The sequence below is a fragment of the Leptolyngbya sp. FACHB-321 genome (assembly GCF_014695975.1).
Lineage (GTDB): Bacteria > Cyanobacteriota > Cyanobacteriia > Leptolyngbyales > Leptolyngbyaceae > Stenomitos.
On record NZ_JACJPI010000058.1, the window covers coordinates 466,887 to 491,973 of the forward strand.

A 25,087-nucleotide genomic window follows, 5' to 3' on the forward strand; every position below is an offset into this window, starting at 1 on the left:
CACATCTGTGACCCATGCGCCACCGTCTAAAGCTGCTTCGACTTCTCTTTTTTAGCAGTCTGCTTTTATGTCTTTGGCTAGGGCGAGGTTTTACCACCGCACGATCGCTGGCTCACGGTGTTAACGACAGCAGAGGCAGTGCAATTGGAGCAACGGAATGGCTTCAGCATGGCTTAGAGCACTATCAGAATGGTGATGTACAGGGTGCGATCGACCACTGGCAAACGGCGTTACGTCTTACCACTGACCGTGCCTCGTCCGTAAGGGGAACGGCTTTAAAGTATCTCGTGCGGGCAGAGCAGCAAATTGGTGAGGTTGATCAGGCGATCGCGCATTTGGACCAACTCATCGTTGATTACCAACAAACAGGTAACATCACTCAAGTCGGCAGAATGCGGACGGAGCAAGCTCAGGCTTACAGCAGCCTAGGACAGCAACGCAAAGCGATTGCCCTTCTTTGCCGTGACCTTACTGATCAAGATGCAGACTCCTCGTGCAGTAGTGACAGCGCGCTGGCGATCGCTCGCCGCCAATCTGACGCTACAGGCGAAGTAGCAGCCGTGGGCACTCTGGGTAATGTTCATCGTCTACGCGGCGAGTACGAGCGTGCCTTGCAATATCTCCAAACTGCCCTCAAGCTAGCCACGCAGATGCAGAGCCAGTCTCACCAGTTCGCCGCTTTAAATGGGTTGGGCAATACCTATGTCAGTCTGGCAAAACGAGACGATCGCCGCCGCTACTATGCTCAACAGTCTGCCGACGAACCAATGGCACAAGCGCTAGCACAAACGGCAAGCCGCTATAACCGTGAGGCGATCGAGTTCTTTGAAACCAGCCTGACCATTGCTCGTGATCAGAACAATGCTGTCAACGAACTGCGATCGCTCCTCAACTTGATTGTGCCGCTTCAGAGTCGAGAGGAGGCAGGAGGTAGAAGGCAGGAGGCAGGAGGTAGAAGGCAGGAGGTAGAAGGCAGAAGGCAGGAGGCAGAAGCTATTACGAAACAACCGTTAGGAAACCCTCCCTCCCCCTTTCCTCCTCTCCCCTCTCCCCTCTCCCCTAATACAGCGCTCCAGCGTGCTCAAACACTCCTCGCCCAATTACCTGCATCGCGTGAAAAAGTGTACGCGGCGATCCGGCTATCAACGTTGACGCAGCAGGTACTAGGGCAAGGTGATTGGGATCGCGATCCGGCTACACATTGTTTGGCAACTGACGTGCCCACATCAGCAGTAACGTTGTTGCAACAGGCGATCGCGATCGCGCAACAAATTGGTGATTCGCAGTCAGAAGCCTTCGCCTTAGGACGCTTGGGGCACGTCTACGAATGTCGTCAAAACTATGAGCAAGCGCTGACCTTGACGCAGCAGGCACAGTTCGCGGCGGCAAACTACGATAGCCGCTATTTATGGGAGTGGCAGACTGGTCGCATCTTGCAGTTACAACAAAAAACAGGTGCCGCGATCGCTGCCTACGATCTCGCAGTCAAAACGCTTCAAACCATTCGGGGCGATTTAGCAAGCGCGAGTCGAGATTTTCAGTTTGACTTTCGGGATACGGTCGAGCCAGTGTATCGAGAGTTAACTGCACTCTACCTGGAGCAGGCAACCAAACGCCAAACGCTAACACAGCAGAAGAACAAGGATCTGGGTGAGGTGAAGCCTGAGTTTGCCTCTGCCAAACCGATTGCCTCAGCGCTGGAAACCATTGATCGATTGCGTCTGGCAGAACTGCAAAACTATCTCGGTGAGGATTGTACGCTTGAGGCGAACGCAACACCCGTTACCGTAGTTGATCAAAAAACGGCTGTGTTCAGCTCCATCATGCTGGGCGATCGCGTGGCAGTTATACTAACGTTGCCAGCACCAAACCATCAATTTCATTCTCAGGTACAATGGTTGCCTGTCAACACTCAAACTCTCAAAACGACCGTCAACCAACTACGCCGCCAGCTAGAAACCCGCTCTGATTTAGCAAAGACCTATGAAGTAACATCGCGGCAGATGTACGACTGGTTGATTGCTCCGTTTGCACAAGACTTGCAAGCCGCGCGGATCGAAACGCTGGTATTTATTCAGGATGGCATTTTACGCAGTTTGCCAATGGCGGCACTCTATGATGGCAAACAGTTTTTGGTGGAACAATACGCGCTCGCCAGCACATTGAGCCTGACTTTGATCAATCCATCTCGCATTGATCGCCACTCGCTGCGTGTCTTGGGGTTTGGCTTAACCCAACCATCTGTCGTCGAAGGCCCAACCTTCTTTCCACCTCTTAGCTACGTCAAGGGAGAAATTGACAGTATTCAAGCCGCGCTTCCAGATAGCAAAGGGCTATTTGATGAGGCTTTTAACCTCGATCGTCTGCAACAGGAGCTAACGCAAAACGGTTACCCGATCGTACATTTAGCAACGCACGGCAAATTTGGTATGGATGCTCGCGACACGTTTTTGGTGACGGGTGGGAAGAGGGAAGAGAGGAGAGAGGAGAGAGGAGAGAGAGGGGAAAGTATGAGCAATGAACGATCGGGAAGGAACCAATCATTCGACTCGCAACTAGTTCCTCAAAACTACAATGAAACGCTGACGATGAATGCACTTTATCAAATGCTCCGCACCATGCGGCAGGGAACTATGTTGGAGTTACTGACATTAACAGCGTGCGAAACAGCAGTGGGGAGCGATCGCGAGGCTTTGGGCATTGCTGGTATCTCGCTCCAGGCAGGGGCACGTAGTACGGTTGCCTCACTTTGGCAGGTGGACGATCGGGCAACCGCGCAATTGATTACCCACTTCTACCAGTCGCTCAAGCAAGGGATGAGCCGTGCCAAGGCGCTACAAGCGGCACAAAAAAGCTGGCTCCAGCAGCAGCCGAGCGATCGTCGCCATCCTGGCTATTGGGCAGCGTTAATTCTGGTTGGAAGCTGGCTGTAAAAAGGCTTGTTATCGCTTCAGGGTCAACGTGCCATCACCCACAAAGCTCGCCGCCGCTTTTGGTTCTGGGTAAGCGGCAATGCCATAGTCATAACTTGCAGCCGCTGGTAGCTGGCGTAGTTTCAGCGCCAGGGTAAGTTTGGTTTGAGGAGGAATCGGTGTCTTAAATTGCACCCATAGGCTGCCTGTCTCGTCAATCCATGTTCTTTGAATCGCAATTGCCCGTCTCCCCTCATTGGTTGCACCTGCAAAAGCTTTGATGTTAGGAAGATCAAACTGTAAGGGCGCGATCGTTTTGTCTCGGTTTTGTTCTGTAAACGAAATCGATACTTTCGCGAACTGTTTCCCTACTCGTTTCGGTAAGGTCATAGGCAATAAATAAGTGTTGCTGCCCGTTGTGCGATCGCTGACAACAAATTCATTCGTCAGCCTTGAACGATCAAAACTGATGACAGGATTGCCAGGTTTAGCCAACGCTGTCCAGGCGTTTAGCAGAACATTGATGGCAACTAACATCAGAACAGAATTCGCCCGTTGCATCACTTCACTCCATGATGGTTAAATTGCTGTCTGTTAAAGCACTCAAATGTAGAAAGAAGCCTGTTGAGAAGTAAAACCCCTCAACAGGTGATCGACTTCGTCGCTCGCTTCACAAGAAAGTTGATGTGTGGTGTTACGTCAGCCTGAGGCTTTTTAGTAAACCGCAGGCTAACGCTTAATGGCTACGCAAATTGCACCACTTTGTTGTTGATGTTGATGCGATTTTCCCCAGTTGGGAAGCCAGCCTTACCATCGCCATCAAGGTCAACATTGGTGTGGATGTTCACATACAAGTTACCGGCAAGGAGCGCAGCTTGCTCTTCTGGTTTCAATTCAAACTCACCTGTAATCGTGCCAGATTTGGGATCAATCACAGTGTTGTTGAAGAACCGCACCACGGTGGCATCAGCAAAGCTCCCACGACCATCTTCTGCTGGACTAAAGTGTAGATGCGTACCGGAAAGCACATTGCCTTCCACATCCTTCGGTACCTGCAAGAAGTTATTGATCAAAGACACCGGATCTGAACCATTGAGAATGGTTGCTTTGGGGTCAATGGCTGTCTCACCCTGGCTGAAAAGTGGGGCAGCGTCAAAGTTCTTGTACGAACCATTGGCACGCAGCACACCATCCTTCAACTCAAGCTTGATTTCGCTTGACCCAGGGCTATCATTTTTGAAGGGAAATTCAGTCGCACCGGACGCTGCTCCAGCAGTGTTGAATTTAAACCCATCATTGCCCACATAGAGAAAGTCATTGCCTTTGCCGCCGATTAAGCGATCGTTCTCCTGTGTTCCAGTAAGTTGACCATTGCCACTTTGGCTTGCGAACCCAAGGTCTTGCAGTTCCTTCTCATTTAAGCTCTTGTTTGCTTGTCCAGTGAGCTTTGAAAAGTGACCTTCATTAAGGTCAGAGGCTTTAGTAAATGTCAACGCAGCGAGGATATGCCCACCTCGCTTGTCAATCACTAGTGCATTGTTTACAGAATCAAGCGGCTGCTCCAGCCCACCTTTACCGGGATTTTTGCCCTGTGCAATCACAATATCTTTAGGGTTGATGCCTTGTAGCGCAAACCGATCCTTTGATGGATCAAAATCAAAAATCCGGTTAGTAGTTTCCTCACCTAGAATGATGGTGTCTCTACCAGTACCTGTGGTGATAGTGTTTAACCCCTGCCCTGCGCCTCGGATGACATCATTGCCACTACCAGAAATGACTGTATTGTTACCGCCACCGGGATTGAGAAAATCACCTTTATTGCCAAAAGTGTCTGTGAAAGAACCCTGTTTGCTAACTTGTTTAGCATTCAACGATCGAGCATTAGCAACGTTGTTTAAATCTACATGGGTCTCAAAGACACCCACTTTGGGTCCATGATCGTGATCGTCAGGGTTCGTTACTGCTGTTGGCGTTGCTGCTTTTTCATCAGGTGAGAGCGTTTGATCCAGCGCTTGCTTAAGATCAGAATCCAATACAGAAGAACCTTTTGAACTACTGGCGATCGCACCCGCATTAGCTGTGCTGACTGATGGATCTGCTATTCCACTAGCATTATGTTGTTCAGAATGGTTTTTGTGATCAAAGCCTTCCATAAGAACTCCTAAAAGTTGAGAACAAGATGAAGAGACATCAAGACCGAACGTTAAAGTCTAGCTTCAGAAGCGCCTTTAGCTACCAAGGCATACATTGTAGAAGCTGAATACCAATAGTTCTAAAGTTTGAACGAACTGGTATGGTAGTCAGCTATGCACTAGCTTGAAGTCTTACAATTCAATCGAGGTAAATGCAAAAGGACTAACAGACCGCTCTACTGGCATAAGATGATGAGTGGTTTGAGCAATATAGCGTCTGTGAAATCTGTGAAAGTGAAAAACTAATGAAGCCTCTAGAGACTTGCAATCCTTTACAATCAGTCATTGTCGTCTCTTCGTTTCAACTATAGCAAATGCACACCCATTGGCAAGGCTAAATCAGCCAATTTTGAAACTAAATTGATAATTAATTGGAACTAACATCTCTATTTGGTTCTAATTGGTCAATCAGTTGCGTGGACTTGTGATTGTAAGCGTTGCTAAAAATGGAAATGAAGGCGAATTTTGTGATTTATCTTTGTCCCTTATCCATAGCGATAAGAGCATCAGCAGACTTGTTCATGCGTCCTGTGCGAGTAAACTGCATAAAAATATCCCCCAAATGCTCTTAAAAAGCGTTTGGGGGACAAGGAGAGAGAAATTCTGCCAGTTAGGCATTCCATCTTTAATCGTGTAGTAAGTGCTGCTTAGCAAGATGCTGCTTGAACTGAGCGGGCATTCCATTTGCTAAAGAGGCGATCGAAGCAAGATGAAAAATGGCTATTGTACCTGCGACACTACTGATAAAAAGGATAGAAGTCAGGATGGTTTGACGCATTTTTAATTTCCACCTTCGCGTTAACGAACGGATTTGAGACCATCAAATGCCTTAGTAATTTCCTCGGTAACGTAAGTAATCGGAGCACGCTGCCGCACTTTGACCAGAGCCGCAATACTCATACCAGGGGTGAGGGGTAATCGCTTTGATTTGCGTTCTATAAACTGGCGATCGAGGCGTACTTCGATCGGGAAGACAGTGGCACCTGGAGCTTGTTCGCTCAACTTGACTGCTTCACTACCAACTTTTGAGACAATCCCTTTAAGCGAACCATATTCAGTAAATGGATAGGCATCAACCCGAACATCGACGGGCATACCAACATGGACATTGGCAATATCGGCGTTAGCAACTTTGACCTGGGCAGTGAGTGCTTCGTTAGGCACGACTTGCAGCAGCGTCTGACCTGCCTGAGAAACAACGCCTGGAAGCTTAGGTCCCAATTCAAACACAACACCATCAGTGGGAGCGCGTAAGTCCTGCGCTTTTAGGTCGAGTTGCACCTGGCTTAATTTGCTATTGACCGCAATCAATTGCTGCTGGCTGTCTTTGATTGTGGTATCAAATCTTGTATCTAATTCGGCTAACTGCCGTTGTAAATCTTGCAGCATTTCATTCATCGTCCTGCCTTCTTCAGCTCTGGTCTGGACGCGGCTAATCTCTAACTGCTGCTTTTTTAAGAAATTTTGGGTGCGTTGACTTTGAAGTTCGCTCACACCAACATTGCGCTGAAGTAAAGTAATGCGAGAAATAGCGCCTTGATCTACTAGGGGTTTTAGCCGTGCAATTAGTTCTTGCTCTGTTTGCAATTGGAATTCTGTTTGCGTTCGCTGTGCATTGGTTTCATTAATTTTTGCCTGGATGTCTGCTTCCTGTAAATTGCCAATGTATTGTCGATCGCGCCATTGCCGTTCAAACAGGTCGTATCGCTGACGTTGCTCTGGAGAGAGTTTGCTGGGGTTGCCTGAAAGTTGAGCCACCAGCAGCATACGCATTTGCACCTGGTTCATTAATTCTGGTGGCATCCCAGCCCAGTGTTTGCCTAAGGATTCCATTGAGCGCCCTTCTCGTACTGTGCGTAGTACTGCGATTTCTTTCACTAAGCGATCGCGCTGAAGTAGCAATTCTTGGAGTTGATTGTAGAGGGCAGTTTTATCTAATTGCATTAATAACTGACCCTGTTTTACTTCTTGCCCTTCCCGCACTAGCACTGCCGTTACTACACCACCCGCACGTGATTGAATAATCTGCGATTGCGAGAGTGGCTCTAGTTTGCCGGTTGCCGTTACAACAACATCCACACGTGCCACGATCGACCACCCAGCACCGGCAGCAATACCAACTAAAATCACTTGTGTGATGAGTTTTGTCCAGGGTGCTATGGGTGGCAACGTAATGGTTTTAATTTCCAGATTTTGCTCAACCTGATCCAACTTTTTTCGGTAATGCTTTTGCAATGCCTCAAAGGGATTAGCTAACCAGTGACGGGTCATAACTTTTCTCCAAATGAATTGAGGAGTGAGGAGTGAGGGGTAAGGAGAGCAGTGTTGCGTTGGTTTTGACCACTCAGCGCGAATCGCTAGGTACTGTTTTGCCAGTGTTCTATGCTTCGCGTGATTGTTGTGAGTAGAGGCAGTAATAGAGCTGGCGCTTGGCAATCAACTCTTGATGCGTTCCCTGTTCGGCGATAATGCCTGCTTGCATGAAGAGAATTCGATCGGCATGGGCAATCGTATTGAGGCGATGGGTGATGAAAAAGCACGTGCGCCCTTGAAAGCGCTGCATCAAATTTTGGCAGACTCGTCGTTCGGTTTCGTAATCAAGGGCACTGGTTGCTTCATCAAAAATCAAGAGTCGGGGGTTGCGGATAACAACACGGGCGATCGCAATGCGCTGCCGTTGCCCGCCTGAAATTGCCGAACCACGTTCACCAATCTGTGTTGCATAACCATCCGGTAATTGCATGATGAAATCATGTGCTTCGGCAACTCGTGCTGCTTCAATCACAAGTTCATCCGGCAGATCTTCAAATAAGGCAATATTGTCGCGGATGGTGCCTTGAAACAGCACAGCATCTTGCGAAACAATGCCTACTTGCGATCGCAAGGAATTCAAATCCACTTTATTGACATCATAGCCATCAATAGTAATACTGCCCGACTGGGGCAAATACAACCGAGGTAACAGCTTCATCAACGTACTTTTGCCAGAGCCACTCTGCCCAACAATACCTACAAACGTGCCGGGCGGTACATCTAGAGATACATTCATCAATTGCAGTTGTCCTGGCTTGAACCCAAAGCTCACATCTTGAAACTGGATGCGCCCGTCGATCGCAGGTAAACGCAGGAATGCTTTTTCCTGGGACAGTTCACCTTCCATCGGCGCATCGGCAATATCTGCCAATAGTTCCATCGAAAGGGATGTCTCTTGAAAGCGCTGCCAGAGCCTTGCAAGACGCAGTAGCGGTCCTGTCACGTAACCTGTGAGAATGCGGAAGGCAATTAAGCCACCCAGCGATAGTTCTCCTTTCAATACCAGCCCAGCACCCACCCACAGCACCAGCAAGCTGCTAATCGTATTCAAAAATTGACTGTATGAGAAGAAAATGGTGTTGATGGTTGAAGTGGTGAAGCCACTGGTGAGATATTGCACGTAGCGATCGCGCCAAGTCGCTTCAACGAGGGATTCCATATGTTGGGCTTTGACAGAGGCAATACCACCCAGCACTTCCACCATATACGATTGTACTTTTGCACCCTGCTCTGCCTTAGTACGAATCAGTTTTTGCTGAACGGTAGACATAAGCAGCGTCGAAATAATCACGATCGGTACCGTTGCCAGGACACAAAGGGTTAGCTGAGCGCTGTAGAGAACCATCACGCCAATATAAAACACCGAAAAGATGACATCCATCACGGTAGTAATGGCTGTATCAGTCATAAACTGGCGAATGTTCTCTAGTTCCAGTAATCGTGACGATAATTCGCCAACCGGACGTTTTTCAAAAAAGTTGAGTGGTAAATGCAACAAGTGGCGAATCAATTCCACACCCAGATGTAAATCCATTCGGTTAGTGGTACTGAGCAATAAATACGTGCGTAAGATTGTTAAGATCCCTTCTACAAAGGCAAACGAAACCATCAAGATGCCAAACATAGACATGGCATCGGCATTTGCCTTGATGATGACGTTATCAATTACTTGTTGGATTAGCAGTGGGTTGGCTAAACCCAAAAGCTGAATCACGACCGAAGCCAGCAAAACCTGCGCCAGTGTGCCCCGTTGCTTTGCGACTAACGGTAAAAACCAATCAAAGCCGAACCGCTTAGTCGGTGTGGTAGCAAACCGCTCCAGAACGATCGCCCGACAGCTTGCCGTTTCACGGGTGCCTGTAGCACTGGCATCCAGCGTTAAACGAGAGGCTAACTCAGTAGGGGCAAGTCGCAGCAAACCCGTGCGCGGTGAACCCAGTACAGCCGTTGTTGCTGTTGCATCATGCAGTACCGCGAGAATATTGCTGCACTCAACTAGCGCGGGCGTTGTGAGCCGATTAATGCCACCTGCTGTTGGTGTAAAGCGCACGATATAAGCATTCAGACCGAGCGCCTGAGCAATACGGACATAGAGATCAAAGGGTTCAAATTTCTCGATCGCCTGCTGCTTGAGCGAACGGCGTAACGAATCGGGACGAAAGGGAATTTGTAAACGTTCACAAACCATCCCGAAACAAGCGACCACATCTTCAATTAGGTCAGGCGCGGTCGATCGCCAAATGGGATAGGTTTTAGACGCGGTAATGTCAGGGAGATTTCCAGTTGCTACTGGCTCTGTCAGGTTCACGAAAGCATCGGTCGGAGCCAGTAGTTGTTGATTGGTTGGTGCAGCGGCAGGCAAGCCAGAAGCTGACTGATGCAACACAGCCGAAGCCAAACACGTGCGATCGATTCCCAGTAGCCGTACGGGAAACCGTGATGGATGAATTAGCTGTAATTGCTCGACATTCCCCACAGATGCGCCAATCGGCAAGTTGAGCGCTGCACCACCACTCACTAACCAAACCCGATCAGGCGATAGTTTGCGAGCTAGCGCTTCCACCGTCTCCGTCTCGGGATACCAGTGCTGCGCCACCGCTAACTTCTCACGCTCGATATGATGGACAACTTCCGTTAGATTAATGCCAGCCGTGCGATCGGGCATCTTAGAGAGGGCGCGAGACAGTGTATCAAACAATTCCATCAAGCTCACGCGCCGCATCAACACAGGTAGCAAGTGTTCTAATGCCAGCGTTTCAAATGCATCAGCAGACAGTGCCATGGTCAACACTTCACGATCGGTATCTGGAGCCGCCATCGCTGCCCGCACGGAACCAGCCGAAACACGCCGCAGCAAGCTATCCCAACCGATCACCGTACCATCACCCACCACTTCTAAGGTTGGGCTTTGGTAGGATGTAGGACCAAGAATCCGCACCCGCTCCTGTACCACACAGTGAACGACTGAGGGGAGTTCTCTAGAAGGATAAATCAATTCTCCGGGTTGAAACGAACACAACTGGAGGTTTGGAGCGATCGTTTTCTGTAAATGGGCAGGGAGATGATTGAAGGGCCACGCTGCAAAAAAATCTGTCAGAAACGCTTGTATCGGTGCTTCAACCTGCATCATCGCTGTAAACCCTTGTGCATTCTTCAAGTCTTAATGTGCTGCTACGGGCAGTCGTTCGTTTGCCTGTGATGGTATCGTCTGTGATAGCAACGGCTCTGATTCCACTGCCTCTGCTGGCACGTTTGTTTGTATTGCGATCGTCCCTGGTGTCTGTGTCATTGCTCTAATTTGAGCTTGCAGCCACTGGTTATAAAGACGATTGATTACATCAGCGCGCGTTGCTTCAGTTAACCGTGCGGCAGTAAAGCGCTCTAGCCGCACAACCCAAAAACTATCTGCAACGGGTACTGGACCGTAGACTGTGCCAATCTGCTCACTACGAAACAGTGCTGCGACCTCGATCGGCAGCGTTGCCAATGGCACTGGACCCACCCAACCACTTGTCAAGCGTTCTCGCCCTACAGAATACTGCTGTGCCAGTTGAGCAAAATCTGCTCCATCATCGCGTAGCTGAAAATAGAGTTCCTGCGCTAAGGACAAATTAGTGAGCTGGATTAATGAGTATTCCACCTGATCCATCTCAGCCTTACACCGCAAAAACTCTGATTCAACCTGGTCACCAAACCGAAGCTGCTTGAATTTCTGTAGCTGTAATTCCCGCAGCACCACAGACTTGAAGTAATCTAGTGTGACTCCTTTAAGCTGACACCACTGACTGATAAAACCATCAAAGTCATCGGGTACTGGAACCTCAGTATTGCCAAAGAGAGTGTGAAATAACTCCTGTTTTGACAAGGGTACGTTCTGAAGCACCTCATCTATCAGAATCTGCCCGACCATTGTTTCTAGAAGCTGATACCGAATCAAAGCCGAAATAATTTGATCGCCATCTAATGTGCGATCGCCAATCTTCAAATAGTTGCTCATAGCAAAAGCTTTACCCTGTGTGAACCGCACTTGCTGCAAAGGTGTAAGCAGCGATCGGTTAGCTAGCCATTTACTGCCTCAACAGTACTGCCTTGCAGCACAAATCCTTGTCACAGTCGCACCCATTTATCTAAACCTGAAAGCGTCGATCGTCAGTATGCCAAAGCACCTATGTGCCGAACGATGCAGACCGACCATCATCAAACTCACGAGGGGACGGATTATACTTATGCACCGACCCAAACAATAACACAATCATTTGCGTCATCACTTAATTAGAACCAATTTTCTAACTGTTCTAGTTAAATAAGGATCGATCCGGTCAATTTGCTCTAAACCGCCTCTATAGCTAGCATCAAACAAAACAACGTGCAAGGTAAAAATCAACTAGAACCACTTTTGCAAACTTGGTTCCAATTAATCTATTTCTGGGTTCGTGGTCAAAAAAAGCACATCTAGATTACGGCGCTATTTGTAGTCGTCTGTCAGAAAAGCTGGAAACTTCTGTGAAAGCGAGGAGCCTAGCGAAAATTGCGTTGCACTACTACTGAGGTAGCTAAGTATAAAATAATCATGAACCTTGTGAAAAGTTCTGAGAATTTCAGGTTGGCTAAAGCCTTATATTTTCTTTACTCTTGATACAGAGTGGTATTGCACTACTACTCACGTGCAGGTGCGAGCTACCAGTTATACTCATCAACCAGTGCTGGAGACGCTTCTAACGCTCTCTTAAGCAGCCTGCTCAACCTTTTCACCAGTTTTTTCTGCTCTTGCGATCGCGCTGTCTCGATTGTCTCAATGCGGCTAGACAAGCTACATGACACACTACGGCTAGCACAGTGTGTAGAAATCCCCTGGTTTTTAGCACTACGCTATCCTGTAGCAGCGTAAGGGTGAGAAAGAGCACATTCATATATCTGGTGTTAGTTCATGTTCGTCAGATGAGCATTGGCACTCTCAGTTCGATGAAAGCAATTTAACCAATTACGAGGAAATAAGCATGGGTATTAGCGCACAGATTGGGCTAGACGCAATTTTGTCCCTATTGCAAAACAATCCAACCTCACTGCTGGGACAGGCTCAATTCCCAGGTGGTCTTAACGCAGCAACTGACCCAGCGGCTGGGATTAATTTTCTTGGGGATGCAGGAGATAACATTGCCATTACTGGCTCAAGTGGCGATCTTTTGAAGGTAGGCAACGACCTTATGCTCGGCGGTGATGGTAATGATTTGCTGGCTTCAGGAGGTGGTAACGACGCGCTGTTTGGTGGCAATGGCAACGATCGGCTTCAAGCTGACGATGGTAATGACGTTGTGTTTGGCGACGCGGGTAGTGACGAACTCTTTGGCGGCTCTGGCAACGATATTCTCGCTGGCGGTGTAGGTAGTGATTTGCTCGAAGGTCAAGAGGGCACCGATGTCCTCATTGGCGGTGATACACAAGATCTCATGAGAGGCGGTGAGGGGCAAGATCTGTTTGTGTACGAAGGTAATCTGTTTGCCAATGGCACCCCTGCCCTTGCAGGACAAACCGGCATTAATGTGCTGAACACACCAGATGTAATCCTGGACTATACAGTTGGTGAAGACAAATTTGCGTTGGCTCAAGCGGATTTAGGTCTGGATGCGATTACGTTTCAGAAAGGGCAAGCGTCTGAAATTGCAACCGATGGCAACGTTATTGTGCTGACCAATCCCTTTGCTGCGGCTGGGGCGGCTGCACGCGCTATCGCTAACAACCCCAACATCACAGCCGATGAAGGCGCATTTGTTTACTTCAACTCAACGTTGGGGCTGACCCGGCTCGTCTACTCTAAAGACCTCAGCGACGGTGGAGATATCAGCGTTCTTGCTAATTTGGACAACCAGCGTGGCGAGGCTGGACTGGCAAACGTGGCAAACTTTTCGGCAAATGATTTTGCTCTGGTTTAGCCGTTGTATCGGGTTTGTGCGTTAGCAAGATCGATGCGGTGCTGCTGTAACACAGTAGTACAAGCCGCTCCATCCTTAAGCGATCGCATGACTGATTGGTGGATGGGTACAGACCCACTCATCCACCAATCAACAGCACTGGTGTAAAGCTGCCGTCGTGAGGCAGTAGTGTGCTGATAACACATGGCAATCCATTGTTGTTTAGTTTGAAATTATTTCGTTATGAGTCGTCAGGTATTAGAGCGTGGAGCACTTGCTTGCTCTTTCTTAGCCCTTTACGGTTGGTCACACCCATCGGTATCGGAACCCACTCTTCCTCATTGCGAACCTGCGCCTAACGTTGCTGGAATACAAGACCGTTGTTTGCAAAATGCACAAAATTTTCAGAACGCACAGCACTTAGCCAGTGGTACAGCGCCCGAAGCCTTGGTGAATGATCAATGGAGCGATCGTCGCCTCAGCAAGCTGCCGAACAAGATCGAAGCTGTTTACAGCGATTTGCTGCAACAAGCGCAGGCATTTAGCGATCGCAATCAACTGAATGAAGCAATCAATCGCGTGGCTGGTATTCCTAAAAACAGCCAGCATTACGAGATGGCGCACCAACTCCAGGAAGACTGGTCAAGAGAACTATTGCGGCAAGCAACCAGTGAATGCCAACACGCGCGTGTTGCCAAAGCCCTTAGTATGCTTGACATGATTCCCGCTACCAGCCAGTTGCACGATCGTGTTACTGAATTACGGCAACGCTGGAGTAAACAGGACAGCTTTCTGCAACAAGCGATCGCCTTCAAAAGATCTGGTGACTGGCAAGGTGTCATTGATTCCGTTAAAGCCTTAGAAGGCACACCAATGTATCAAAGCCTGCCTGTGCAAGAACTGCTGCAAAAAGCCATGACGCAGCTTTTTACACCAGATGCAACCATGCTACAAGTGGCAACGGAAGACCTGCCTGCCATACCGCCCATTGCCTTGCCAAAAGTAAACGCTGCTATGCCCAAACAGTGAGATAGCTGTAGCTAACACTTCCTGAATTGGTACAAGCCAACCTTTTAGGATTCCCCCATCTGATTAGCTCCTACTTAGGATATCTCCCTGCAAAATCTGTAGCATTCTCAAAGTCAACGGACATGGCTGATCATCAAGCAACCTCAGTCTAGAGGCAAGGTGTTTGATGATTTCGCCTGTAAATATGGTTTCCACCTCTAGCGCTTATCCGGTAACGCTTTAGCAAACTCAACTCCAAACAGATGTTTCAACACTGCTACTGGGTCTGTTTGAGGAAGACTCATCTCCACAAAGAGGCTATGCGCTAGCTGTAGCTGGACAGCACTATATTGCCTCTGGTTAGGGCTTTGGGAAACCGCCAAACTCAAATCATGAAACCATCGCACCAAGACGGGTAGTGAGTTCTCAAATGCCATAGCAGATCGATCGCTCGAAAAGCGTAAAATGCGCCGTTTGAAATGAGCATTCGTCAGTGTGTGGGTAGTGCCCTCCTGGATTAGTTCCCAAGGCGATTGCGGCATTGCTTTCTTGCTCCAGGTAACCCATAAGCGCATCCGTTTCAAAATTACATCTGTATCACTGGGGTTTGATAGAGCAAAGGTCAGCCATTTTGTTGCTGGCAATTCAAGCACTCGACGCGCTGGTGGCGGTCCTGTTGGCACACGGTTAAAGGGTGGCTCGATCGCAGCCTGTGAGGATCGAGCAGCGATCGGCGGTGGCTGGAATTCACTTAAGCGTGCTACTGCCTGGCTGGAAAGGGAAAGAGTCGGGTCAGCTTGAGTGTGAGAAGAAGCAACGAGTTTTTCTGCCGTTGATGGAACAACAGACGTGCAATCAGATGGGTCATGCAGCACGGCTATTGGTTTGAGCGTTAGAGGTGTAACATCCCAGCGATAGCGATCAAGCCTGCCCCCTTCATGCATACAAAGAGGAAATGGGTAAACTTGTTTTGCAATCGGTTGGTGAGTTTTCAGATCGAGGTATTCTACGTGTAAATGGATATCTGGCGTATCGTTTTGCTGTTTATCAAAGGTGTAATCGGGTGGCGGTGGTTCTAGATAGAGCAGCCGTACCAGTTGTTTGACAGCCGGATTTTTACAATCTTGCAACTGAAAAACATTATGAGGGGGGTTAAACACTAACCGCCCTTCAGCATCCAAAAAGTAGTCAAGTGTACAGCCTTGAGGAACGTAGAAAAGAGTGCCAATGTAGCGATCGAGTTTAGGTTTACGCCGTCTTAAGTAGACGTAATACTGGTTTGGGTCGCTTAAGCCCCGATCCTGGTAGCTGTAATCCTTTTTCAGCAGCAGACGAGTATTTTGTGTAGGCGCGATGCCACGGCGATGGCGATCGCCAATTTCTCGCAGCCCACATTCTAAAATTGTTTGAATCTGCTCGGTTTGTAGCTGGGTCATCAAACGGCGAACCAACGCTACCTTTACTGTTGCTTTGAGTTGGTTTATCTGGTCAATAATGCCGCCAGCAACAGTTAAATCTTCTGGCAACGAAATGTCTGCTTCAAAAGACAGTGACGAATCAAACGGCTCAGTCAATGCTTTTGCATCTGCTGGAGGGAGCGATTGAACATCCCCCTCGTTCGCAACTGGAACGGGAACTTCACGACTCATGTAAGGAAAAACCAGGGGCTGTACAACACACTTTCCAGCAATGCGACTGGGTGAATTTAGCTAACCCAAAGGACTCGATTGCGATGGGTTCATTCTATCCCAGATATTTCCGCAGATTAATAACCTAAGCGAAAGATCGTGCAAAGTAATGCGAGGTTTGTGTTAAGAGTTGATGGAAAGGCTTTGAACGAAGCATTAACAGCCTTTCTCAGTCAGCTATATGCTGGCTTCTTCAGTAAGATAAGGGATAACGTGGGCGAGAACTGCTATCTACTTCACTGATTGATTGCATCTAAACACACAGCGGTTTACAGCTTGATTGCAGTGCTGGAGAAGGCTCAAAAGAGTTTTATCCTTATAAGGGATCTTGTGGCATGTAAAAAGAGCCTTGTGTAAGCCGAATTTCTAACTAAAAAAGCAGGGCGATGCCCTGCCCCTACAGCTTTATAGGTCAATAGATAATCTAATTTACGTTCCCGAGTCGCTGAGCGTTGGCATAAGCGTTTAGCCAAAGGTGAAAATTTGTACCTAGAAGCAGATCAAAACTCTCCTTTGACAAATAATTGGAGCTACCGAACTAGACAGGCTCTTTAGTTCGACTGCTGCATGTTTTTCGCTGAAACAAAAGGTGGAAAGCAATTTGATGCACTCGATTGTATTAAGTCAGGATACTGCTGAAGGATTGCCTGGTTAACCGCTTCACACCGACGCAGCTCTGCCTCTGCTTGTTTGCGATCGCTGATGTCGAGCAAAACACCGTCCAGCCACAACAAATTACCATGCTGATCAAAAACGCCTTGTTTGCGTTCAGAAACCCAGCGAATCTGACCATTGGCATGAAGCAGGCGATACTCGATCGAAGAACGGTGGCAATCCAAAAACGATTGAATTAAGGAGTCTTTAAGGAGTGGAATATCGTCTGGATGTACGATTCCAAGAAAAGATCGTGCTTGATTGTTGATCAATGCGGCAGCCGGATAGCCAGCGATCGTCTCAATACCATCGCTGAGGTCTGTCATTGTATACACAGCATTGCAGCGAAACGTAGCTCCTGACAGATTAAGCACTAAAGACCGAAATCGTTCTTCACTTGCATTAAGCTCCATTTCTAAACTTTTGCGATCGGTGATGTTGTGTCCACTGATCATGATGCCATCAACATTGGAGGCGGACGGAAAGCGCTGTCCCTGTATCGAAAGTGCTACCCATCGACCTGCTTTTGTTCTCCACCAACATTCGATATCTGGTTGATGCGGTTGAGCATCACTTGCCCACAAGCGCAATGCAAGTTCAAACTCGTTGAAATGATTGGGGTGAAGCAGTTCTGCAAGATGACGACCCAACAACTCTTCTTCCTTGTAGCCTAAAAGCTGCTCGACAGCCCCACTAGTGTAAATAATTTGTCCTGTATTGGTGGTTTGGATAAACAAGTAGGGGCTATTTAAGATGAGTGCTTTCCACTTTGCTTCGGTTCTAACTAGCGCACTGTAGACCTTGCGATATTCCGTTATGTCGTCCAACAGATATTTGAAGTAACACTGATGTCGGCTCTTACAGCCAGAGTCTTCTGCCAGGGAAACGCTAATGTTAACCCAAACAACGTCGTTATTTTTAGCAATCAATCGCTTCTCAACCGTATAGGAGTGGATGGCTCTATCCAGCAGCTTTTGCTTCAAAACGGCATCAGCCAGTCGATCGCCTGGGTACGTTAAAGCGTCAAACATCAATACATCATGCTCATTTGTCTTCAATAGGGCATGAAATTGTGTGTTGGCTTTAACAACGGCACCATCCTGGTTAACCAAAGCCATTGCCAAACTAGGGTGTGGCGGTAACCCTATCGCTTCCTCATTTCTCTCTACAGCACGACTAATTGGTTCTATATACCCGCTTTTTTGGGCTGTTAAAAACATTGAGTGTGTCGCTTGATTAAAATGCAGGGAACATTCGAGGCTGATTCCACCGTCATGGATTTTAGCAAGAAAGTTAACTGTTCCTCCCTGTAAGGCACGCTCCCAAAGATCTTTGAGTAACGCTTGTGGTGTTAACGTTGAGGCAAAGCAGTCAAAGAAAGCAACGTCCTCAGCTTCAGCCTGTAGCAAGGCTAAAAAGCTTTGACTGGCATAAATTGTTTGTCCATGCTTGTTGTAGATACAAAGAGGCGTAAGCGCTCGCTCCAAGAATTCTAATGATTGGTGAGACTGAATTCCAGGAAGATTCCACAAAGCAGAAACCATATACAATGCATTCCTTTCGTTTCGGATCGAGCGATGTCAAGGCACGCCTGCTAAATATTTAGAGGCGCTATGCTGATTGCGATCGACTCACAAATAATTGATGACTACTAACCTTTGAATGGATACACCCATAGAATTAGGTAGATGTGGCTTTTGCGTAAAAGCGCTGACGCTGTAAGAGCATCAACACCAGAAGCCGTTGCATTACAAGCTGATTTATCTCTACCCTTACTCCTGCTAGTCAGTTACCGATCGACTTCAAACACCCGTTTAACGTTTATTGGTGTTGAGCTACTTCGTTCACTGAACTTGCTATACGTTTGAGTTAGTCGCCTTTATAGTCAAGCATTTCTGTTTCACTGGATCTGTAGAATATGCTTGTTTGACAATTGTCACAGTCAAAGCCTTTGATGTGACAGTCAGTTTATGTCTGTACGGTCGAGAATCAATTAGAACCTGCCCCGTGTACGTGTTCCAGTTAGAGAAAGACGACTCGTCTGGCTTCGTTCTGTCACAAAACCTAGACACTGGCAGTTCTAGCCATTATAATTTACGTGAGCATCTGACCACTAACAGCACTGAGTGCCATTAAGAACAGCACTAAATGCAATCTCATAAGAGCAAGCAGGCTCTCGTCTACCGCCGTAGCAGGATCAGTTTTTTTGATGTGTATAGGCTTGCAGGCATAGGTTTGAAACGTAGTGCTTTCCCGGTGTGATGGAGTGATCGCAGTGGCTACTGCGAAAAGTTTTTAGGCATCCGATTATCAAAATTGCAGCCATCTTTCTTTGAAGGTAAAACGCGATCAGCTGGAGTGTCTTGCTAATTGCAAACGCTCTAACGCTGAATTGGTGAGGGTTATTGCAGAAACAGGTGAGGGGGCTAGAGTTTAGCGTCCTTCTTGGAAGAAAGGCTGGGGATGAGGTAAATCATCCTTGCAAGCAACAATGCTTGATTTTGCAATTCCACAGAAACGTCTGTCATGAACGTTTCCACGGCAGAGGCTACACCCTTTCACGCCTTGCCCCTTCCATCAAAACCGTAGTTACCTCTTTGAAAGTTGCTGTAAGGTCATCAAAGAGTCCGCTACCCCTAAGGGCAATAGTGTAGACCTCATCTCACAAAAGGTTGAATTTGCATGATTGGTCAACTCTTGACTGGACGCTATCTCATCCTGGAAAAATTGGGGGTAGGCGGGTTCAGTGAAACATATCTGGCTCGCGACAAATACCTTCCTCATCATCCTTTATGTGTTGTCAAAGCACTGCAACTGTCATCCGGCAACACATTGTCATTAGAGACCGCACAGCAGTTGTTTGAGACTGAAGCGCGGCTCTTAGAAACGCTGGGGCAACATCACACTCAAATTCCAACCCTGCTGGCTTACAGCCATGAACACGATCAATCCTACCTAATCCAGGAATATATTGAGGGAGAAAGCTTAAGCAAGTGGCTTGCTCGCGGTAAGCGCTTGACAACACAGGCAGCAATTAAGATGCTGTCAGAGTTGCTATCTATCCTGACGTATCTTCATGCTCATCGTGTGATCCATCGTGATATTACGCCGAGTAATGTCATTCGTCGCCAGCGAGATGGAAAGCTAGTGCTGATTGACTTTGGTGCAGCTTGTCAGCTTCCGGAAGCAACAGAGACTTCTGCCAGTGATGAGCGTCCGTTGGCGATCGGTACGCCAGATTATATGCCAGATGAGCAGTATGCTGGCGAAGCTCAGCTCAATAGTGATTTGTATGCGTTGGGTATTTTAGTGATTCATTTGCTTACCGGAGCACATCCACGTCAGTTTCAACGCGACCTTGTTTCGGGACAGCTGGATTGGCAGCGTCATTTACCTGAGTCGGCGATCGATCCAGGTTTAGTTGTGCTGCTCAATCGTATGGTGCAGATTGATTTTCGCGATCGTTATCAGCAAGCAGAAGACGTGTTGGCAGACCTGCAAGCCTTGCCCCTCAAAAAATATTTTCGGCAGCCAGACATCACCAATTGGCAAGGTTTTGTAGCCAAGCGTTTGGTACCAGCCGTGGCAGGGGTGCTACTGGGTGTCGTTGGTATTCAGTATGCTCAGGCTCAAGGTCAACAAACCGAATTATGGTTTAGCCAACTCAGGCAGCACTTCCATCCATCTAACGTGCATTTAACAATGGTGCGTGATGTTTTGGTACAGCCTGAAATTGAACGGTTAGTCGTTGCGCCCAATAACCGTAGCTTCGTTACCACTGGGTCAGATCACGTTTTGCGTGTGTGGTCACTAACAACCGGAGCCATGCTTAAAGCGCTGTCCAAGCATACAACTACCGTCACCGCTCTAAATGTTAGCCAGGACAGCAAACTGTTAGTCAGTGGTGGTCAAGATGGCACGGTCTATCTGTGGGATGCCGTCTCTGGGCATTTTCTACGCTCCTTTGATGGGCATCGTCAGCCAGTGACAGCAGTTGCCATTAGCCCTGATGGAAGCACCATTGCCAGTGGTTGTAAAGAAGGAAAAATCCGCCGCTGGGATGCACAGACAGGTATTCGGATGCAGTCATTGAAGCTTGCTGATGGTGAAGTAACTGCACTGGCATACGGTGCAACTTCCGATCGCCTGATCAGTGCCAGTAGCGATCGTGCGCGATCGCTGAGCCAAATTCAAATTTGGGATCTCAACACGGGCAACCTAGCACGGACATTTGCCGGACATACGACTGCAATTGATGGGTTAAAGGTTGTTGGTGACCAGATGCTTTTTAGCGTGGGCAAAGATCAAGCGTTGCTGTGGGATTTAAAGCGCGAAGAATTAGCCACAGTGTTTCCCAAAAACTCAGCGAATGCGATCACGGCTTCGTTCAACGCTCAAAATATTGTGACTGTGCATGCTAACGGCAGCCTCAGAGTTTGGATGCGGAAAGCAGGGCAGCTAGTGCAAGGCGAGTCGAGTGCGCTAGGGCAAAATTTGGGTGTAGCACTGAGTCCTGACCATCGCTATCTTGTGAGTTGGAGAGCCGATCAACGGTTGCGCGTCTGGCAGCTTCACGCTAACAATGTTCGCTGAAAAAGCAACGTATAGCTTTTGTCACAAAGCTTAGGACATTGGGAACGAAGGGGGTATGGGACGTTGCCCTAACTAGAGGCTTCACCCCTGCACCCTGTCCTAACCAGTCTGGCGAGGCTATACATCACTGATGCCTCTCTAGCCCCGTGTGATCATACCGCTCCGTTAGAAAAAGGAACTTCCAAAGTTCCTCTCTAAGGGAAGCAAGGAGGCAGAAGTTTCAAGTTTCAAGCACGTAATAGTACAAAAACCAGATGATTGATGGAATTAGACCCATTCCCGTTTCACACGCTACAAAGCAAGAGTCCCTTGTCCACGGCTTCTCCCTTCATAAAGGGGATTGAGATGGATTAAGCGGAGAAAGCTGTAGCCAGCACTTTTTGCGTTGGTATGGCAAAGTTCACCGTTGGCAACTCCACAGCTAAATACTGACAATTTCCACATGAGGTAAGATTAATGCTACATAATGTTCCAGAAAAAACCATGCACCGTGTCCGCTGGCTATTAACCATTGGCTGGCTGGTGCTCATTGCCTCACTTCTCTATGATCCACTAACACCCTTATGGACGCAGCCAGATAATCTGGCAAGTCCCTTTCGGATTGATCCCGATCGCTGCATCAAAATCCGCGATGCCTGTATGTCGCAAGAACCCTTTGCGATGGGCGCGCTTATCTGGTGGGCAATGATTGTACCCACTGGAATTTTTATCTTACTGGTGCTTGGACATGAGTTCTGGCGGCGGATTTGCCCACTTTCCTTTATGTCTCAAATTCCCCGTGCTTTGGGTATCCAACGGCGACGCAACGTGCGCGATCCATTAACGGGAGAGGTCCGTCGAGAACTGGTGACGATCGGCGAAAACTCGTGGCTTGGGCGAAACCATCTCTATGTGCAATTTGGACTGTTTATTCTGGGTTTAGGACTCCGTATTTTATTTGTCAATTCCGATCGCGTGGCTTTGGCAGGTTTTCTCATTGCTACTATTTGCTGTGCCATCCTGATTGGTTACCTCTATGCTGGCAAAAGCTGGTGCCATTACTTTTGCCCTATGGCTCCGGTGCAACTAGTTTACACAGGACCACGATCGCTCTTGGGCAGTCAAACCCATCATGCACCAAAGCCAGCCATTACCCAATCCATGTGTCGCATAGTTGATCCACAAACTGGCAGCGAACGTAGCGCGTGTGTCAGTTGCAAAACATCCTGTTTCGACATTGATGCTGAGAAAACATATTGGGCAGAGTTACGTAAACCCGGTCGGCGTTTGGTGCAATATGGCTATTTAGGCATGGTGATCGCGTTCTACTTGTATTACTTTCTCTACGCTGGCAACTGGGATTATTACTTTACAGGCGCATGGACGCACGAGGCAGATCAAATTGCCAATGTTTTTGACACAGGTTTCTATCTCTACGGCTATGCCATTCCTATCCCAAAAGCGCTGGCAGTGTTTATCACCTTCGGCATTTTGATTGCCATTACGTTCATCTGGGGAATGGTTTTAGAGAAGCTTTGCCGCACTTACATGACGTGGTGTGGTCGTCCAGTTTCCGCAGAACATGCCCAACATCTTGTGTTTACGCTGTTTACAGTGATCTCGTTCTGGACATTTTTTTCTTATGGTGCGCGTCCGTCGTTAAATCGGTTGCCGTTATATCCCCTGCTGGCGTTCAATGCGTTAATTGTAGTAGTTGGCTCCATGTGGTTGTACCGCACCATCAAGCGTACTCATGCTCAGTACGAGCGTGAACATATGGCAATCAGCCTTCGAAAACAACTGCGCAAGCTTGAGCTAGATCCAACCTTATTGGATGGACGATCGATTGACGAACTAACGCCAGACGAAACCTATACCTTAGTCAAAGTGTTGCAGGGTTTCTCACAACAGTTGCGGCTGCATACCTACATCGGTGTAGTGCTGGATTTGTTGGAACAGAAGGCAACAAATGGTTCCGGTAGTTTTGAATTCTGCAAGAAGCTCCGACAAGACCTAAAACTCAAAGATGCCGACCACTTCACTGCGCTTGAAATGATTGCCACAACGCATCCATCGCTCTTAGCGTCTCGCACATCATCTTCTGTCCAGATGCATGATGCTGTGACGCTAGCAAAAACGATCGCCAGACAGGCAAAGCCATCAAACGCACATCGGAGTGATCGCTAGCAATTGCAGTCAGCCTCCAGGTATTACCACTACTTAATCAATTCACACGCTTTGCAAAGGAGTCTACACGCTATGTTGACCTTAAAGTCAATTAATTTTGAACAACAGCAGTTCCAAAGCCATCAGTTACAGCAATCGCATCCTGAAAAGATGGAATGGTTGCTGGGACGCAGTGCTGCCTGCGATTTAGTGCTGCCCAGTCCAGAGATTAGCCGCATCCATGGGCAAATTGTTTATGTTGATGATGCTTACCACTACATTGATGTAGGCAGTAGTTCTGGCTCTTTGCTTAATGGCAAAAGCGTGCCTGCCAATGAAATGTGCCCGCTCCATACAGGTGACATTCTTCAATTGGGAGAAACGTTTCTGCATCTTGAAGCGTTAACGGCTCCTTCTTATAGTGGCAGTGCTGATGGATTAAAGACCCACCCTCCTATTTCACTGCCTGACCAGCAATGGGCTGGTGAAGATTTGCAATGCCGTTGCTGCCGTATTGTGGACGAAACACCGGATGTAAAAACCTTCTGCTTTGTTGCAGAGCCGCCTGTGCTGTTCAACTACCTGCCAGGACAATTTGTGAATCTGGCAATCGAAATTGATGGGCAGCCTGTGATGCGATCGTACTCCATTTCATCATCGCCGACCCGTCCCTACCATCTTAGCTTGACGATTAAGCGTGTACCGTCTCCTTCAGATCAGCCAGATCTGCCTGCTGGCATTGTTTCTAACTGGTTACATGATCATCTCAATGTGGGCGATCGCGTTAAGTTGATTGGCGGACCGATGGGGCATTTTACCTGTTTACCCCATTTGCCCCCTAAGCTGTTGCTGCTTTCGGCTGGCAGTGGCATTACACCGATGATGTCGATGTCGCGGTGGGTGCAAGATACGCTAACCGATTGCGATCTTATCTTTCTCCATAGTGCGCGCACACCTGCAGATCTCATTTTTCGTACTGAGCTAGAAACCATCACTGCCCAACTGCCAAATTTTCAGCTAGCCGTCACACTGACGCAGCAACCACAAGGTAACGCCTGGATGGGTTTGACCGGACGCATTTCTGACTCACTGTTAAATATGGTTGTGCCTGACTTGCTCGATCGTGCCGTCTATGTTTGTGGACCTGCTAGCTTCATGGATAGCATTCGTGCCTTGCTAGAGTCGATGAAATTTCCCATGCAGAACTATCAAGAAGAGAGCTTTGGTGGCAAAAAAGCCCGACCAACTGCACTGGAGCTAACGGCTACTAAAGGCTTAATATCGGAACCGGAAACGGTTATCCATCCTGGGAAGGGACATCACGCACTGTCAACTACTGCTAAAGCAACCCCCATTGTTCACTTCACTCAATCAGATCGGCAGGTGGAAGCAGACGATAGTGCCTCGATTTTAGAACTTGCAGAACAAGAAGGCATTCAAATCCGTCATGCTTGCCGCGTTGGTGCCTGTGGTGCCTGTAAAATTCGTGTTCGGCAAGGGCAAGTGCGATACGAAGCTCCACCTATGGCGCTTACAGCCGCCGATCAGCAGGCAGGGTATGCTCTCGCATGTGTTGCTTACCCAAATGGAGCGGTGGTGATCGACGCTTAGTGGAGCAGCAAGGAGGGGAGGGAGGAAGGGTTAAGGGCTTGAGGCATGCCTTAAAGTTTCAA

At 48.1% G+C, this 25,087-nt stretch carries 15 protein-coding genes; 6 read left to right on the forward strand and 9 right to left on the reverse strand.

Annotated elements, in window-relative coordinates:
- Positions 1-14: 14 nt before the first annotated feature.
- Positions 15-2,933 (forward strand): CHAT domain-containing protein, encoded by a 2,919-nt coding sequence (locus H6F76_RS12815; RefSeq protein ID WP_190508664.1) that lies wholly within the window; start codon positions 15-17, stop codon positions 2,931-2,933.
- A gap of 9 nt (positions 2,934-2,942) precedes the next feature.
- Here the strand turns inward: H6F76_RS12815 and H6F76_RS12820 are convergent, their stop codons facing one another.
- From H6F76_RS12820 to H6F76_RS12845, 6 genes are all read right to left on the reverse strand, one after another.
- A complete protein-coding gene (locus H6F76_RS12820) occupies positions 2,943-3,473 on the reverse strand; it encodes a DUF2808 domain-containing protein (protein WP_190508666.1) in 531 nt (176 codons plus the stop codon).
- A 182-nt stretch (positions 3,474-3,655) separates the two neighbouring features.
- The gene (locus H6F76_RS30470; RefSeq protein ID WP_242036628.1) at positions 3,656-5,065 is read right to left on the reverse strand and encodes a CHRD domain-containing protein; all 1,410 of its coding nucleotides are present in this window, start codon (positions 5,063-5,065) and stop codon (positions 3,656-3,658) included.
- Between the two features lie 664 nt (positions 5,066-5,729).
- The gene (locus tag H6F76_RS12830) at positions 5,730-5,882 is read right to left on the reverse strand and encodes a hypothetical protein (protein ID WP_190450077.1); all 153 of its coding nucleotides are present in this window, start codon (positions 5,880-5,882) and stop codon (positions 5,730-5,732) included.
- Positions 5,883-5,902: 20 nt separating this feature from the next.
- Positions 5,903-7,375 (reverse strand): HlyD family type I secretion periplasmic adaptor subunit, encoded by a 1,473-nt coding sequence (locus H6F76_RS12835; RefSeq protein ID WP_190508668.1) that lies wholly within the window; start codon positions 7,373-7,375, stop codon positions 5,903-5,905.
- A 109-nt stretch (positions 7,376-7,484) separates the two neighbouring features.
- Complete coding sequence (locus H6F76_RS12840) at positions 7,485-10,574, reverse strand: peptidase domain-containing ABC transporter (protein WP_242036629.1); 3,090 nt, start codon at positions 10,572-10,574, stop codon at positions 7,485-7,487.
- 3 nt (positions 10,575-10,577) lie between these two features.
- Positions 10,578-11,414: a peptidylprolyl isomerase gene (locus H6F76_RS12845; RefSeq protein ID WP_190508670.1), complete on the reverse strand. Its 837-nt coding sequence runs from the start codon at positions 11,412-11,414 to the stop codon at positions 10,578-10,580.
- Between the two features lie 1,000 nt (positions 11,415-12,414).
- Here H6F76_RS12845 and H6F76_RS12850 point away from each other — a divergent pair.
- Positions 12,415-13,347, forward strand: coding sequence for a hypothetical protein (locus H6F76_RS12850; RefSeq protein ID WP_190508672.1), 933 nt, complete (start codon positions 12,415-12,417; stop codon positions 13,345-13,347).
- Here H6F76_RS12850 and H6F76_RS12855 read toward each other — a convergent pair.
- A complete protein-coding gene (locus H6F76_RS12855) occupies positions 13,344-13,532 on the reverse strand; it encodes a hypothetical protein (RefSeq protein WP_190508674.1) in 189 nt (62 codons plus the stop codon). The two genes, H6F76_RS12850 and H6F76_RS12855, sit on opposite strands and share 4 nt — an antisense overlap.
- Before the next feature lie 37 nt (positions 13,533-13,569).
- Here H6F76_RS12855 and H6F76_RS12860 point away from each other — a divergent pair, with 37 nt between their 5' ends.
- The gene (locus H6F76_RS12860; RefSeq protein ID WP_190508676.1) at positions 13,570-14,355 is read left to right on the forward strand and encodes a hypothetical protein; all 786 of its coding nucleotides are present in this window, start codon (positions 13,570-13,572) and stop codon (positions 14,353-14,355) included.
- Between the two features lie 197 nt (positions 14,356-14,552).
- Here H6F76_RS12860 and H6F76_RS12865 read toward each other — a convergent pair whose 3' ends face one another.
- Positions 14,553-15,983 carry a hypothetical protein gene (locus H6F76_RS12865; RefSeq protein ID WP_190508678.1) on the reverse strand — a complete coding sequence of 477 codons (1,431 nt, stop codon included), beginning with the start codon at positions 15,981-15,983 and terminating at the stop codon, positions 14,553-14,555.
- Positions 15,984-16,573: 590 nt separating this feature from the next.
- Positions 16,574-18,220 (reverse strand): PAS domain-containing protein, encoded by a 1,647-nt coding sequence (locus H6F76_RS12870; protein WP_190508679.1) that lies wholly within the window; start codon positions 18,218-18,220, stop codon positions 16,574-16,576.
- A gap of 1,138 nt (positions 18,221-19,358) precedes the next feature.
- Between H6F76_RS12870 and H6F76_RS12875 the strand changes: the two genes are divergently transcribed.
- From H6F76_RS12875 to H6F76_RS12885, 3 genes are all read left to right on the forward strand, one after another.
- The gene (locus tag H6F76_RS12875; RefSeq protein ID WP_190508681.1) at positions 19,359-21,269 is read left to right on the forward strand and encodes a serine/threonine-protein kinase; all 1,911 of its coding nucleotides are present in this window, start codon (positions 19,359-19,361) and stop codon (positions 21,267-21,269) included.
- A gap of 456 nt (positions 21,270-21,725) precedes the next feature.
- Entirely contained in the window at positions 21,726-23,435 is a 1,710-nt protein-coding gene (locus H6F76_RS12880; protein WP_190508683.1) for a hypothetical protein, read from the forward strand.
- A 72-nt stretch (positions 23,436-23,507) separates the two neighbouring features.
- The gene (locus H6F76_RS12885) at positions 23,508-25,025 is read left to right on the forward strand and encodes a 2Fe-2S iron-sulfur cluster-binding protein (protein WP_190508685.1); all 1,518 of its coding nucleotides are present in this window, start codon (positions 23,508-23,510) and stop codon (positions 25,023-25,025) included.
- The last annotated feature ends 62 nt before the right edge of the window (positions 25,026-25,087 follow it).

Bases quoted from the DNA above. Each gene is read 5' to 3' on its own strand.
- H6F76_RS12860 (WP_190508676.1), top strand. From the start codon at position 13,570: ATGAGTCGTCAGGTATTAGAGCGTGGAGCACTTGCTTGCTCTTTCTTA.
- H6F76_RS12855 (WP_190508674.1), bottom strand. From the start codon at position 13,532: ATGTGTTATCAGCACACTACTGCCTCACGACGGCAGCTTTACACCAGT.
- H6F76_RS12845 (WP_190508670.1), bottom strand. From the start codon at position 11,414: ATGAGCAACTATTTGAAGATTGGCGATCGCACATTAGATGGCGATCAA.
- H6F76_RS12885 (WP_190508685.1), top strand. From the start codon at position 23,508: ATGTTGACCTTAAAGTCAATTAATTTTGAACAACAGCAGTTCCAAAGC.
- H6F76_RS12815 (WP_190508664.1), top strand. From the start codon at position 15: ATGCGCCACCGTCTAAAGCTGCTTCGACTTCTCTTTTTTAGCAGTCTG.
- H6F76_RS30470 (WP_242036628.1), bottom strand. From the start codon at position 5,065: ATGGAAGGCTTTGATCACAAAAACCATTCTGAACAACATAATGCTAGT.
- H6F76_RS12880 (WP_190508683.1), top strand. From the start codon at position 21,726: ATGCTACATAATGTTCCAGAAAAAACCATGCACCGTGTCCGCTGGCTA.
- H6F76_RS12870 (WP_190508679.1), bottom strand. From the start codon at position 18,220: ATGGTTTCTGCTTTGTGGAATCTTCCTGGAATTCAGTCTCACCAATCA.
- H6F76_RS12865 (WP_190508678.1), bottom strand. From the start codon at position 15,983: ATGAGTCGTGAAGTTCCCGTTCCAGTTGCGAACGAGGGGGATGTTCAA.
- H6F76_RS12835 (WP_190508668.1), bottom strand. From the start codon at position 7,375: ATGACCCGTCACTGGTTAGCTAATCCCTTTGAGGCATTGCAAAAGCAT.
- H6F76_RS12875 (WP_190508681.1), top strand. From the start codon at position 19,359: ATGATTGGTCAACTCTTGACTGGACGCTATCTCATCCTGGAAAAATTG.
- H6F76_RS12850 (WP_190508672.1), top strand. From the start codon at position 12,415: ATGGGTATTAGCGCACAGATTGGGCTAGACGCAATTTTGTCCCTATTG.
- H6F76_RS12820 (WP_190508666.1), bottom strand. From the start codon at position 3,473: ATGCAACGGGCGAATTCTGTTCTGATGTTAGTTGCCATCAATGTTCTG.
- H6F76_RS12830 (WP_190450077.1), bottom strand. From the start codon at position 5,882: ATGCGTCAAACCATCCTGACTTCTATCCTTTTTATCAGTAGTGTCGCA.